18 protein-coding genes are annotated in these 12,784 nt (G+C 68.1%); 3 read left to right on the forward strand and 15 right to left on the reverse strand.

The annotated features are described in order from the left end of the window. Positions 1-25 precede the first annotated feature (25 nt). Genes RMCB_RS22880 through RMCB_RS22890 form a run of 3 tightly spaced genes read right to left on the reverse strand, consistent with a single transcriptional unit; the run spans position 26 to position 2,066 of the window. On the reverse strand, positions 26-238 hold the full coding sequence (locus tag RMCB_RS22880) for an exodeoxyribonuclease VII small subunit (RefSeq protein ID WP_029366394.1): 213 nt from the start codon (positions 236-238) through the stop codon (positions 26-28). Further along, complete coding sequence (gene xseA / locus RMCB_RS22885; RefSeq protein WP_062830603.1) at positions 235-1,488, reverse strand: exodeoxyribonuclease VII large subunit; 1,254 nt, start codon at positions 1,486-1,488, stop codon at positions 235-237. Before xseA ends, RMCB_RS22880 begins: the two co-directional genes overlap by 4 nt. Then, entirely contained in the window at positions 1,485-2,066 is a 582-nt protein-coding gene (locus RMCB_RS22890) for a lipid droplet-associated protein (RefSeq protein WP_062830604.1), read from the reverse strand. Before RMCB_RS22890 ends, xseA begins: the two co-directional genes overlap by 4 nt. 53 nt (positions 2,067-2,119) lie before the next feature. On the opposite strand from RMCB_RS22890, the gene RMCB_RS22895 reads away from it, so the two are divergent. Next, positions 2,120-3,121 carry a 4-hydroxy-3-methylbut-2-enyl diphosphate reductase gene (locus RMCB_RS22895; protein ID WP_062830605.1) on the forward strand — a complete coding sequence of 334 codons (1,002 nt, stop codon included), beginning with the start codon at positions 2,120-2,122 and terminating at the stop codon, positions 3,119-3,121. A 6-nt stretch (positions 3,122-3,127) separates the two neighbouring features. On the opposite strand, the gene RMCB_RS22900 is transcribed toward RMCB_RS22895, so the two are convergent. Beyond that, positions 3,128-4,336: a DUF6542 domain-containing protein gene (locus tag RMCB_RS22900; protein ID WP_062830606.1), complete on the reverse strand. Its 1,209-nt coding sequence runs from the start codon at positions 4,334-4,336 to the stop codon at positions 3,128-3,130. A gap of 84 nt (positions 4,337-4,420) precedes the next feature. Between RMCB_RS22900 and ychF the strand changes: the two genes are divergently transcribed. Beyond that, a complete protein-coding gene (gene ychF / locus RMCB_RS22905; RefSeq protein WP_062830607.1) occupies positions 4,421-5,491 on the forward strand; it encodes a redox-regulated ATPase YchF in 1,071 nt (356 codons plus the stop codon). A 224-nt stretch (positions 5,492-5,715) separates the two neighbouring features. After that, complete coding sequence (locus tag RMCB_RS22910; RefSeq protein WP_062830608.1) at positions 5,716-6,462, forward strand: DUF5131 family protein; 747 nt, start codon at positions 5,716-5,718, stop codon at positions 6,460-6,462. On the opposite strand, the gene tcmP is transcribed toward RMCB_RS22910, so the two are convergent. The 11 genes from tcmP to RMCB_RS22955 form a co-directional block, all read right to left on the reverse strand. Beyond that, positions 6,459-7,487 carry a three-Cys-motif partner protein TcmP gene (tcmP, locus tag RMCB_RS22915; protein ID WP_062830609.1) on the reverse strand — a complete coding sequence of 343 codons (1,029 nt, stop codon included), beginning with the start codon at positions 7,485-7,487 and terminating at the stop codon, positions 6,459-6,461. The two genes, RMCB_RS22910 and tcmP, sit on opposite strands and share 4 nt — an antisense overlap. Positions 7,488-7,589: 102 nt before the next feature. Then, entirely contained in the window at positions 7,590-9,104 is a 1,515-nt protein-coding gene (locus RMCB_RS22920) for a terminase large subunit domain-containing protein (protein ID WP_084388582.1), read from the reverse strand. Next, positions 9,101-9,370, reverse strand: coding sequence for a hypothetical protein (locus RMCB_RS22925; RefSeq protein WP_062830610.1), 270 nt, complete (start codon positions 9,368-9,370; stop codon positions 9,101-9,103). The genes RMCB_RS22920 and RMCB_RS22925 overlap by 4 nt, the downstream gene beginning before the upstream one ends. A gap of 79 nt (positions 9,371-9,449) precedes the next feature. Beyond that, entirely contained in the window at positions 9,450-10,052 is a 603-nt protein-coding gene (locus RMCB_RS22930) for a hypothetical protein (RefSeq protein WP_062830611.1), read from the reverse strand. 28 nt (positions 10,053-10,080) lie between these two features. Beyond that, positions 10,081-10,242, reverse strand: a complete 162-nt coding sequence (locus RMCB_RS36080; protein ID WP_165606310.1) for a hypothetical protein — start codon at positions 10,240-10,242, stop codon at positions 10,081-10,083. Further along, on the reverse strand, positions 10,239-10,460 hold the full coding sequence (locus RMCB_RS22935) for a hypothetical protein (protein WP_062830612.1): 222 nt from the start codon (positions 10,458-10,460) through the stop codon (positions 10,239-10,241). Before RMCB_RS22935 ends, RMCB_RS36080 begins: the two co-directional genes overlap by 4 nt. Continuing rightward, positions 10,457-11,290, reverse strand: a complete 834-nt coding sequence (locus RMCB_RS22940) for a hypothetical protein (RefSeq protein WP_234792215.1) — start codon at positions 11,288-11,290, stop codon at positions 10,457-10,459. The genes RMCB_RS22935 and RMCB_RS22940 overlap by 4 nt, the downstream gene beginning before the upstream one ends. After that, positions 11,287-11,541 carry a hypothetical protein gene (locus RMCB_RS22945; RefSeq protein WP_062830613.1) on the reverse strand — a complete coding sequence of 85 codons (255 nt, stop codon included), beginning with the start codon at positions 11,539-11,541 and terminating at the stop codon, positions 11,287-11,289. Before RMCB_RS22945 ends, RMCB_RS22940 begins: the two co-directional genes overlap by 4 nt. A gap of 179 nt (positions 11,542-11,720) precedes the next feature. Continuing rightward, complete coding sequence (locus tag RMCB_RS22950) at positions 11,721-12,410, reverse strand: recombinase family protein (RefSeq protein ID WP_062830614.1); 690 nt, start codon at positions 12,408-12,410, stop codon at positions 11,721-11,723. A gap of 33 nt (positions 12,411-12,443) precedes the next feature. Further along, entirely contained in the window at positions 12,444-12,602 is a 159-nt protein-coding gene (locus RMCB_RS36085) for a hypothetical protein (protein WP_165606311.1), read from the reverse strand. 2 nt (positions 12,603-12,604) lie between these two features. Further along, a complete protein-coding gene (locus tag RMCB_RS22955) occupies positions 12,605-12,784 on the reverse strand; it encodes a hypothetical protein (RefSeq protein WP_062830615.1) in 180 nt (59 codons plus the stop codon).

Genomic DNA, 12,784 nt, shown 5'->3' on the forward strand with positions numbered 1-12,784 from the left:
GCGTGCCGCAACTTCACTTGCCCGATCAATCGTCGTCACCATCTCTGGCGGCGAGTGCCTGCTCTACTCTGTTGCGAGCTCCGGCTAAGTGTTCTTCGCAACGTTTGGCCAGTTCTTCGCCTCTTTCCCAGAGATTCAGTGAAGCGTCGAGATCGAGGCCTCCCTGTTCCAGTTGCTGCACGACGGCAATCAGTTCGTCGCGGGCCTCTTCGTATCCCAGCTCACTAATGGGCTTCATTCCGATCCTTCTGCCGTGCTCTTCTCGGGGCCTTCGCTCACCGCGGTCACCACGCCGTCGGACACCCGCACCCGCAGCTGCGTGCCCCGCGGGGCGTCATCGACCGAACGCAAAACCGAGGGTGCGCCCGAGGTGGGCACGGTCTGCACCACTGCGTAACCGCGCGCCAGCGTTGCGGCCGGGCCCAGGGTGATCAGCCGGGCGGACAGGTGGCCGATGGTCTCGCTCTCCGCGGAGATCAACCGGGTGATGTCGCGTTGTGCGGTAGCCCGTGCCCGCTGGATCTCGTCCTCGCGGGCAGCCAGTGCGGCTAGTGGCAGAGCCAGTACCGGGCGGCTGCGCAGCTGGTCGAGGTGGTGCTGTTCGCGATGTACCCAGTTGCGCAACGCGCGGGCGCTACGCCTGCGCTGGTCGGCGACCAGGGCCTGCTCTGCTGCGGCGTCGGGCACGATGCGCTTGGCGGCGTCGGTCGGTGTGGCCGCGCGCAGGTCGGCGACCAGATCGCACAGCGGGTTGTCCGGCTCGTGGCCGATCGCACTGACCACCGGTGTGCGACAGGCGGATATGGCGCGGCACAGGGTTTCGTCGGAGAACGGCAGCAGATCCTCGACGCTGCCGCCGCCGCGGGCCAGCACGATGACGTCGACGGCGGGGTCCCCGTCGAGGGCCGCGAGTGCCTCCACGATCTGCGGCACGGCGTTGGGGCCTTGCACGATGGTGTTGCGGACGGCGAACCGTACGGCGGGCCATCGTCCCGCCGCGACGGTGGTGACGTCGTGCTCGGCAGCCGACGCGCGTCCGGTGATCAGCCCGATGGTGTTGGGCAGGAAGGGGATTGGCCGTTTGAGCCGCGGGTCGAACAACCCTTCGGCGTCCAGCAGGCGGCGCAGCCGGTCGATGCGGGCGAGTAGCTCACCGATGCCGACGGCGCGAATCTCGCTGACCCGCAACGAGAATGAGCCGCGGCCGGTGTAAAAGTTGGGCTTGCCGCAGATGATCACCTGGGTGCCCTCGGTGAGTCTGACCGGGGCGTTGCGCACCAGATCGCGCGGGCAGGTCAGGGTCAGGGACATGTCCGCGGCCGGGTCGCGCAGCACCATGAACACGGTCTTGGAGTCGGGGCGCACCTTCAGCTCGGTGAGCTGACCCTCGACCCACACGGCACCGAGCCGGTCGATCCACTTGGCGACGCGGGTCGCGACGGCGCGAACCGGCCATGGGTTCTCCGGTGACTGGCCGGGTTCGGTCACTTCGCGTTCGCGCGGGTGATCCTGTTGGTGAGCAGCGTGACGAACGGTGCGCGGGCCCGACCAGCCTCCTCATAGGCCAGCAGAGCCTCGAGATCGGCGACGCGCAGCGAGGTCAGCCGAGCCCGCAGCTGCGCGAGCGTCAGGGCGTCGTAGTCCACCTCGCCGACGATCGCGGGCGCGGTGCCCGTCGCGGCCGGCTGGGGGGCGCCCGCCCGGCCATTGCCCGCGACGCTGCCTGCGCCCGGCTCACCCGTGCTGTACAGAGCGAACCTGCCCTCGGTCCGGCGTTCGCCTTCGGTCTGCGGGGCGGAGTCGTCCTCGCTACCGGTGTCGAGGTCTTCGTCGAACGTGGCCCACTCGGGCTGTTCATCCTTGGGAGGAAACAGCTGCTCGAGAGTTTCGTCCCCCTTGATCACCAGCTCGGCGAGGTTCTGCTGCACGTGCATGAAGAGGTTGGCGGCCTGGCTGGCCACGGTCATCGGGTACGTGAGAATGGTGTGGGGCAGCCTGCGGGTCTCCTCGATCGCCGTCACCGCCGCGCCTACGAGCAGCCGGACCCCATACGGTGCAGTTCCCATGGCCACCAGACTACGGCTGGCTCACTCAAGGCGGCTCCCCGTACCCTGGTGACATGCCGCCAACAGTGAATATGGGTATCCCGGGTGCCTCCAGCTCGGTGAGTTCCGGCGTGGCAGGCAAGCGTGTCCTGCTGGCCGAGCCGCGGGGCTACTGCGCAGGCGTGGACCGCGCCGTGGAAACCGTCGAGCGGGCGCTCGAAAAGCATGGGGCGCCGGTGTACGTCCGCCACGAGATCGTGCACAACGTGCATGTGGTGCAGACCTTGGCCAAGGCCGGCGCCATCTTCGTCGACGAGACCGACGAGGTGCCGGAGGGCTCGATCGTCGTGTTCTCGGCGCACGGTGTCGCGCCGACCGTGCACGAGTCGGCTGCCGACCGCGACCTCAAGGTCATCGACGCCACCTGTCCGCTGGTCACCAAGGTGCACAACGAGGCCAAGCGGTTCGCCCGCGACGACTACGACATCCTGCTGATCGGCCATGAGGGTCACGAGGAAGTGATCGGTACCGCAGGCGAGGCGCCCGACCACGTCCAGCTCGTCGACGGCCCCGACTCGGTGGACAACGTCACCGTCCGCGACGAGGACAAGGTGATCTGGCTGTCGCAGACCACGCTGAGCGTCGACGAGACCATGGAGACCGTGCAGCGGCTGCGGGAGAAGTTCCCCAAGCTGCAGGATCCGCCGAGCGACGACATCTGCTACGCCACGCAGAATCGCCAGGTGGCGGTCAAGGCCATGGCACCCGAATGTGAGTTGGTCATCGTGGTCGGCTCGCGGAACTCGTCGAACTCAGTGCGGCTGGTCGAGGTGGCGCTCGGCGCCGGCTCCCGCGCCGCTCACCTGGTGGACTACGCCGAGGACATCGACCCGAGCTGGCTGGATGGCGTCACCACGGTCGGCGTCACCTCCGGGGCGTCAGTGCCCGAGGTGCTGGTCCGCGGTGTGCTGGAGCGGCTCGCCGACTATGGCTTCGACACCGTCCAGCCGGTCACCACGGCCAACGAGACGCTGGTGTTCGCACTTCCACGCGAAATCCGTCCGCCGCGCGCCTGAGCGCCTTCAGCCGTCGTATTCCCAGGTGCTGTCCCGGCCGCGCGTTGATGAGCGCGGCCGGCTCCTGTACTCCCTGCGCTCGTCTTCGTCCTCGGCGCCGCGGTAACGCACCCGCGAGACCGGGTGGTGAGTCGGGCGGCCATTCGAACTGCCGTTGCCGTTGCGGGGCGCTTCGAACGGGTCCTCGAACGGCTGATAGTCGTCGAAGCGACGCCGACGCGGCTGTGCGGCACTGTTCCGCTCCGGCGGAGGCTGTTTACGAGGCTCACGCGGCTGGGTACGCACCCTGCGGCGGGCGTCGGTCGGGGGCACCAGAGGCGGCTCGGCGGTTCGCGGCGCCCGTGGCCTGCGGGGCCGCTCAGGCAGCGGCTCACCGAACTCGTCGAGCGGCGGACGGCTGGGTCGAGGTCGCGGCGCGGTGGTCCGCTTGGTCGCCCGGCGCTCAGTGCCGGCCTCCTCGGCCGCCGCCGCGGGACGTCGCCGCCTGGGCCGGTCGGTGCGGTCGGGCCGCTCAGGTCGGTCGGCGGTGCGGTCCGCACGGCTGGTTCGGCTTGCACGATCAGGCCGCTGCGAACGGTCAGCGGGCCGCCGCCGCGGTGGTGCCTCATCGGCCGACGCCTGCGCCGACGATCGTCGCGTCGCGGGTTTGCGGAGTATCAGGCCTGACAGCTTCGTTGTGACAGCCGCCACAATTCCGGTTTTGGCCGCGGCGACGGTCGCTTTTCGCGTGTTCGCGCTCTCCGTGCCGTCGGCCTTCTCGGCCTTCGCGGCGCTGTGTCGGGTCGCGAGGGCGAAGTACCAGCGAGCCAGGCCGATCAGCAACACCGCAGCCGTGGTGAACAGCATCAACGGGAAGCGTTCGATCAGCGGGTAACCACAGTTGATGGCCAGGTCCTTGACCCCGCCCAACTGGCCGCCGTGGAACAGGAAGTAGGACCCGGGTACCGCCACGAACAGGATCAACGGCGGCTGGATCACCGCCGTGAACACCCCGGATTGCCGCACCGCGAGCACGGCGCCGAGGCAGCCCAGGACGTAGCAGACCGCGAAGAATGTGCTGAGTTCCCGGTCACCGGATCCGGCGTCGAACGCGAAGCCGATCGCGGTAGCCGTCACAGCCAGCAGCACAGCACCCCACCACGGCACACCAGGCCATTTGGGGTACACAGAGCGGTGGTCAGCCGGCACTGCCGACTGTGCGCGCTGTCCGGACACAGGTAGACCGTACCGGCTCGATGGCACCGCGCGCCGCCAGCGCGCGCTGGCGTGCCCCCGACACTCTGGCAGACTGTGGTTCCTGTGAGCCTGAACCTGGGAATCGTCGGTTTGCCGAACGTCGGTAAGTCGACTCTGTTCAATGCCCTGACACGCAACAACGTGTTGGCGGCCAACTACCCCTTCGCGACCATCGAACCCAACGAGGGTGTGGTGCCGCTGCCGGATCCGCGCCTCGATGAACTCGCGAAGATGTTCGGCTCGGAGAAGCTGGTTCCGGCGCCGGTCACGTTCGTCGATATCGCCGGAATCGTCAAAGGCGCGTCCGAGGGTGCGGGGCTGGGAAACAAGTTCCTGGCCAACATCCGCGAATGCGACGCGATTTGCCAGGTCGTCCGGGTGTTCACCGACGACGACGTGGTGCACGTGGACGGACGCGTCGATCCACGCTCGGATATCGAGGTCATCGAGACCGAGCTGATCCTCGCCGACATGCAGACGCTGGAGAAGGCGGTGCCGCGGCTGGAGAAGGAAGCCCGCACCCACAAGGACCGCAAGCCCATCTACGACGCCGCAGTGGCCGCCCAAGAGGTGCTCAACAGTGGCAAGACACTCTTCAGCGCGGGCGCCGACGCCGCGCTGCTGCGTGAGCTCAATCTGCTCACCACCAAACCGTTCCTCTACGTGTTCAACGCCGACGAGGGTGTCCTGACCGACGAGGCCCGCAAGAACGAACTTCGTGAGCTCGTCGCTCCGGCCGACGCCGTGTTCCTCGACGCCAAGATCGAGGCGGAACTGCTCGAGCTCGACGACGAGTCCGCTGCCGAACTGCTGGAGTCGATCGGCCAGACCGAACGCGGGCTCGACGCGCTGGCCCGGGCCGGGTTCCACACGCTGCGCCTGCAGACCTACCTGACCGCAGGGCCCAAAGAAGCACGCGCCTGGACGATCCACCAGGGTGACACCGCACCCAAGGCGGCCGGCGTCATCCACAGCGACTTCGAGAAGGGCTTCATCAAGGCCGAGGTGGTGTCCTTCGACGACCTCGTCGCGGCCGGTTCGATGGCTGCGGCCAAGGCCGCCGGCAAGGTCCGCATGGAAGGCAAGGACTACGTCATGGCCGACGGGGATGTCGTCGAGTTCCGGCACGGATAAACGTCTACTAGCGACGGCGGCTCAGGGCCGCTGCATATCCGGCTTAGTCGGCACAATGATGCCGCGCGTGTGAGCCTGAGGCCCCACTTTTTGCGGCGATTGATGGAAGAGTCTTGGCGCGTACGGTGCTTGACCGGGGCGGTGTGTCGTGACCTGCAGTTAGTCTCCGAGCACGTAGGGTATCGAACGAGCGTTCGAGTTACTAGTGAGGCTGGTGTGACCTGATGGCGGACCGATCAGCAATCGAGTGGACCGAGGCGACGTGGAACCCGGTTACGGGGTGCGACCGGGTTTCCGCTGGGTGTGACCACTGCTACGCAATGACGCTGGCCAAACGGCTCAAAGCAATGGGGTCGGCGAAGTACCAGAACGACGGCGACCCGAGGACGTCCGGCCCAGGCTTCGACGTCACCATCCATCCTGAAGCCCTTGACGAACCCACCCGCTGGCGCGCTCCGCGTGTCGTGTTCGTCAACTCGATGAGCGACCTGTTTCACGCTCGGGTACCGCTCGATTTCATCCGCGATGTCTTCGATGTCTGTCGAGACACTCCGCAGCACACGTACCAGGTACTCACGAAACGCAGCCTGCGCCTTCGTCGTGTGGCCGAAAAGCTGGACTGGCCTAGCAACCTCTGGATGGGCGTTTCCGTCGAGAACGCCGCCACGCTGCAGCGGGTCGATCACCTTCGTGACGTGCCCGCTGCTGTCAGGTTTCTATCCTGCGAGCCACTACTTGGGCCGTTGACGGGCTTGAACCTCGACGGCATTCACTGGGTTATCGCAGGGGGCGAATCCGGACCTAACCACCGCTTCATCGACGCCGACTGGGTCCGCGAGATCCGTGATGCGTGTCAGGACGAAGGTGTCGCATTCTTCTTCAAGCAGTGGGGCGGACGCACGCCCAAAGCACATGGTCGCGTGCTTGACGGTCGACGCTGGGATGACATGCCGACCTCAACGCTCGTCTAGTGGCCGAACTCGTCATAGCCGTAGAATTCTGGCACCTGGGGCGGCCCGAGTAGCTCGATCTCGGTCGTCCGATCGGCCTTGCCGATCGCCTCATCCGGCGTCAGGTCGAACAGACCGGACTGGCCGGTCGCTGCACCGAGCTTGTCCGCACGCGCCAAAACGTCGCGCGCTTTCCGAAGCCGAACCATTCTGTCGAGAGCACCGGTCGACGCCTTGAATATGTGGCGCATGATCTTCTCCCCGACAGGGTGATCGGTTGCGAATATGACCGTGTAGAGGCCGCCGCCGCGCTCGTTGATGAACTCGAGCGGGACCGTGACGGCGTACCCGAGTTCTTTTTCGAGTTGCCAACGCATCAGGTTGACCAGCTCAGCCTTGAGGGTCTTGCCGGAGATCACGTCATCATCGCGAGCCTGTTTGATGTAGCGCCAGTTGGGGTTGCCGTACATGCGGTCGATCCGAGCGGCGATTGCCTCGGCCTCGCCGGGCTTCTTCGATCCGAGGCCGCGTGGGATGAATGAGTCGCCGAAGTACAGCCACAACTCCGTCTTGCGTTCGGGCCGATCTGGTGCTGAGCGAAGCCGGTGACTGGCCAGCGCGCAGATGCTATCCCAGTGGACCTCCGCCATGAACTGGTCGATCATGGCGAAGGTCGGCTTCTTGCGCCAGTAGACGTCCATGCCCTTGAGCACTGCGGGCGCGGTGAGGTTGCAGTCGCCGGGCGTGATGACGATGTCGCGGCCGGGGAATTCACCGCGCAACTTCACTTCCAGCTGCTTGGCGGTTCGCTCCTGCTTCTCGAATCCATAGACCTTGCTGAAAGGCGGTGTGACGCTGAGAGCGCGGTACGGGGAACCCATTATCGGTGCGCCAGTCAGCCGGTCGGTGTTGGAGAAGGCACCCGCGAACAGATCGAGATACACGGTGCCGTTCGCGCGCTGCGACGCCTTCGTAAACGCGCTGAGGTAGTCCTCAAGTGCGTCCAGCTTGATCTGTGTCCACGGACCCCACCCGCGAGCGGCCATCGCAGCCCTCCCACGACGACTCGTTGGGCACTCACCGTCGAGGCCCGGTCAATCCATGACAGCACATCGGACAGACGTTCGATGTGTTTGACGCGCCGCCACTTAACCGCCCAGACGGCGAGTCATCCACGCCGGAGGCGGCGCACCCCGCCCTTCACGCATCCGGCGTTCGGTGTCGATCGGCGAGACGAAGCGGGCGACACCCGCCCCGGCGGCGAGCACGTCGTGAGCCACGACCGCCGCCGCGAGGCTGTCGGGCTGGTGCTGCCCGCTCTGCCACGCGACCGCCTGCGCCTCGAACGACGGGAGATGTCCGGCGACGCGGCATGTGCCGACTTCGAGGGCCTGGCGCAGCGCGGCGCTGCGGGCCTCGGCGTCGCCCTTGCCGCGCCCTGAACCCTTGGGAGGCCAGGCGGTTACGCGGATCGGGCGGTCGGGACGCATCCGCTTGATGACGTCGGCGACGACTGCGCGGTACGTCGTCCCGGCGGCGAACGACTCGATCGCGATTTCGGATGCTCCCGTGCTGATCGCCAGCTCGACCGCCCGCCGCGCCCACCGCTCGGAGGTCATCGGCTCGGAGACGTCGGCGATGAGCACGACGGTGCCGTCGGCGTAGGACGATGCGGCGATGAGCCCGCAGCTGTCGCCGCTGCCGGAGTCGGACGGGTCGACCCCGATCACGGTTCTGATCGGACCCGCCGGGGCGACCGGCAGACGCCAGCTCTCGATCCACGAGGCCTTGATCAGACCGCCCTCGGGGGTGGTCGGATTGCCCATGTACAGCGCGTACCAGGCACGCTCGCCGGAGGTGCGGCGGTTGGCGGCGTAGTGCTCCGGCGTGAAGCCGAGCGCGGAGATCATCGCCACGCCCGGCGCACGACCCAGCGCGTCGGGTATGCCGGTCTCGGAGACGGCGGGAATGTTGGTGCGGGTCCACACATCCGGTTCGCTGTCGATCAGCTCCCCGGCCAAGTCGGCGGGATGCCACCGCGTCATCACGAGCAGCGTCGACCCGCCGGGGTGAACGCGCGGGGCGAGGGTCGAGCGATATTCGCTGGCGACGCGGCGACGGTGCGCGGCGGAATCGGCCTCCTGCGCATCCTTCACCGGGTCGTCAATCACGAGCAGGTCGGCACCGAAACCTGTTACGCCGGAGTTGATGCCGGTCGCGAGCAGCCCGCCTTTGCGTCCCTCGACCTGCCACCGCCCCACCGCTCGCGCGTCCTGGCTGAGGCGGATACCGAGGTAGTCGGCGTGTTCCTTGATGATCTGCCTCGCAGCGCGGCTGTGCGCCTGGGCCAGCTCATCGGAGTAGGAGACGATCACCACTTCGAGGTCGGGATTCCGCGACAGCGCCCACACCGACGTCCAGATGGCGAGTAGCTGCGACTTGCCGGTGCGGGGCGGGGTGGTGACGATGTCGCGTTCGTCGGGTTGTTCGACGGTGCGTACCGCGATGTCTGACAGCAGCCGAATCGTCGGGGTGATGACGAATTTCGGGTCGAGCCGCCGCGCCAGATCGGCGGGCGAGGCGGGCTTCTGACGGTCCCGACCGGCCCGCAGCGCACGGGCAGCGGTCAGGGCGTGGATCGGGACGAGAGTCGCGGCGCTCATGCGGCAGTCCTCCGTTGCTTGGGACCGAACCCGGCCTCCTGCGCGCCCCACAGGTCGGTGCGCGTCCACTGGTGCCCGCAGCCGTCGCAGCGGTACTCGCAGCTCGCGAACCGGCCACCGCCCCACCGGACCTCGGTCGGCTCGGTCAGCGAGGCCATCCGAACGGGGCGGTCGGCCTGGTCGCCGAGGGGGTTGCAGTGCGGGCAGTAGTCCGGCAGGTAGTCGATGCTCCGGCTGCCGGGTCGGCGGTCGATGGTGGTGATCATGAGGGTCTCCTCGGCGTTGGTGTTGCGTCGTTGGGGAGGTTGCGGGGGAGGCCTTCGTGGTTGTGGACGGTTGAGGGGGTTATGCGGGCGGGCTGATCGGGGGCACGCGGCGCAGACCGGCCTTGAGGCTGGCGAGCTGCGAGCTGCCCGGCCCGCCGCCGTCGGTGATGCCGAGAGCGGCGAGGACATGCTCGTGGCGGGCCTCGCCTTCGCGATGGACCACCTGGGCGAGGTTGATCACCGCAGGCCAAGCGCGGTCCAACAGCGGCGGCACGCGTCGGCGGGCCTCTGCTGAGGTGTTCCCGGTGCCGTACACATCCGCCGACGCCGCAGCCGCGCAGAGCGCCCGATGGTCCCCGCCGCCGCTGCCGCGCATCAGGGCGAACATCAACCGTTGGGAGGGGTGTCGGCCTCCTTCAAGCCAGCGAGCCTCACCGTACGGCCCCGCATAGGCGATCAGAGGCGCACTATCCCTGGCGGTCTCCTCGAACGTCGTCAGACCGTTGACGCCGAACATGCGCCCGACTGACAACACCGCCGACCGGACCCGACCGCCGAGCAAGGTGCCGACGATGGCGTGCGAACTCTCGTGGACAGCGGTACGCAGCCCCATTTGTTCGCGGGGGGTCAGATCACCGAATGTCAACGGGTGCTTGGACTTACGGGCATTTGTGACGGTCATGTCTGGTCCTTTCGGGTGGTCATTACGGTCATGTCCTCGGATTCGCCGAGGCCTCCCCCGGCGGGGTGACGTCGGGACGGTGCTGCGGCACATAGCGCAGGTCCAGCACCGCCCCGACGGTTACCACCGAAACGAGGAACGTTGTTGTGAAGAGGGCGACGAACTGCACCGGGCTGTCAACAGGGCTCACGGGGTCGCCTCCCGCCGCTTGCGGGCCATTCGTTGCCGGTCGACCCGCTCGTGCTCGTCGGCCCGCGCCGCCGCCTCGGCGAGGTGGGCGTTGATGCAGGCCGTGCACGTGTAGCCCCAGACGTCGCCCTTCCAGCGGATGCACGGGCCTCCGCAGCTCCGGCAGCGCGGACCGTCGTAGGCCTCAGCCTCGGCGCGAGATGTGGTGTCGGCGCTCATATCTCGACTCCCATCGCTTCCAGCTCGGCGCGCGCCGCCTCAGCCTTGGCGAGGGCGCTCGGCTTCGCGGCCTCGCGGTCGGCACGATCGAGACGGCGAACAAGTTCTGCCACCGGACGGTCGAGCGAGTCGCGAAGTAGCTTTTCCAGTCGCTCCGACCTCGACAGCGCACCCCGCAGCTCAGGCGCGCCCGGCGGATAGGCGCGGCGGAGCAGATCAGCCAGCGGACCATCCAGCGGCGCAACCATCTCCGTCAGCGCCGCCGCCCACGAGCCGTCAGCGATCATCGCGTCGGTCACCTCGGGCAGCGCCGGGCGCGGAGCCAGGTCGCACAACGTCGTCATCGCGTACCGCCGCTTGCCGGGATCGGCGGCGAGGTGCTTGGTCTTGGCGCGGGCATCGGCCTCGGCGAGCCAGCCGGTGATGTCACCGGCGATCTCGTGGACGCCCTCGACCAGATCGTGGACGCCGACCTGCGACCCTCGCCAGGAGAACCGCCCAGGCCGCTCGGCGGCAGCGATGCGCTTTGCCAGCGGTCCGATCCGCTCGGCGACCTCGGCGACGGTCGACCACCCGCCGCTCACGCTGCCGTAGTTGACCGTCGGGAGACCGGCGAGCCGACGGCGACGGGTCTCGGCCTGCGAGACGGGCAGAGCACCACCCGGCTGCGGACGCTGCGCCGCTCGACCGGCGGGCGTGTTGTTGGGGATCACGAGGCGCTCCGGCTGGCGGTCGTGGGGCTCCTCGATGCGTCGCCGGAGCTGATCAAGCTGAGCGTCCGAGACGCCGGGCTGAGGCTGCTCCGCGTGCGAGACCTCGGGCGCGCTCATCGGGCCACCGCCTCAGCGGCCTCCGCTGTCTGCTGCGGGTAGATCACTTCAAGCAACGACTCACCGCGTTCCTCGCCGAACTCGTTGACCAAGAACTCTCGGGCTCTCCACCACGACAGCGCGGCCTTGGCTTCGGCGACCCTCGGGCCGTCGGTCTCGCCCGCAGAGGCGAGCAGGCCCAGACGGGCGCGCCAGCCCTTGGCCGAGCGGGTTCGAGGGTCAGCGTGCCGATCGGGTGCAGCGGTAGTCATGCCGCCGACGATACCCCGCTTAGGTGCAAGCGCTTAGCCGTAAGCGCTTGGGGTGCAAGGGATTACGGTATAACTTGCTATCCCGGTTATACGGTCGAAACGGTCTCGGGCCAGGGCAAACGCAAAGACCCCGGTCGACTAGAAATTGACCGGGGTCTGTCGGGCGCGTCGCGTCGCGGTTAGGCTGCCGCGCGCTTGTGGATGCGAGCGACTGTGTTGGGGAACCACTTTGAGCCGCCCTGGCCGGTGGGGGTGCCGTCGGCGTTGAGTCCGTCGGCGATGGCTGCCCAGGTTGCGCCTGCAGCGCGCTCGGAGGTGATGCGCTCGACCACCGACTGCGGGACGGTCGTCGGACGACCGAGGCGCACGCCCTGCGCCTTGCGGACGGCGAGCGCGGCCTTGGTCCGATCGCTGATGAGTCCGCGCTCCAACTCCGCGACGCTGCCCATGATCTGAGTCGTGAACCGGCCTGCCGCCGTACTGGTGTCGACCGTCCCATCGACGGCGACAACCACGCCGCCCGCGCGCTCGGCGCGGTCGATGACGTGCAGCAGTGTGCCCAGGCTGCGGGCCAGCCGGTCGGACTTGGCGACCATAAGCACCGCCGCCTCGGACGACTCCACGGCGTCGAGCGCGGCGGTCAGGGCCGGGCGTGCGTCGAGCGCCTTGCCGCCGCTGACGCCCTCATCGGCGTGCCAGCCGACCACGGTCCAGCCTCGACGCTCGCACTCGGAAGTGATTGCGGCGCGCTGCGCTTCGAGCCCGGCACCGCTGGCGGCTTGCTCCTCGGTGGAGACGCGGATGTAGGCAACGACGGTGCCAGCGGGCGCGGTCTGAGTGCGTCGGCGGCGGGTGCGGGGCGCGGTCATACCCCGATCTTATAACGCAATCGACCGTTTGGGTTAAACGGCTGGTGCGTCTCCGGCGAGCGCGTCGAGTGCAGCCGCCGCGCCCTCAAGCCGGGTGCGCTCGGTGGCGCTGGCCTCCAACTCACCCCGCTCGATCGCGCCGAGGATCAGCCTCAGTTGGCTTGCCGTGGCGGCGATGTCGGCGCGCTTCACGGTCAGCGGGTCGGACGCCAACCCGGCGCGCCCGTCGAGGCGGGCGGAGCCGTGAACGCCGACGTCGAGGCGTTCGGTTGCCAGTCGGTGCCGAGGTCGGCGGTCGGCGGAGCCGTCGAGCCGAGGTTCGGGCGCGAGGCGCGCCAGGGGGTGGTGTCCAGACCGCTGTCGTTTCCAGCCAT

Source organism: Mycolicibacterium brisbanense (assembly GCF_001570425.1).
Classification (GTDB): Bacteria; Actinomycetota; Actinomycetes; order Mycobacteriales; family Mycobacteriaceae; genus Mycobacterium; species Mycobacterium brisbanense.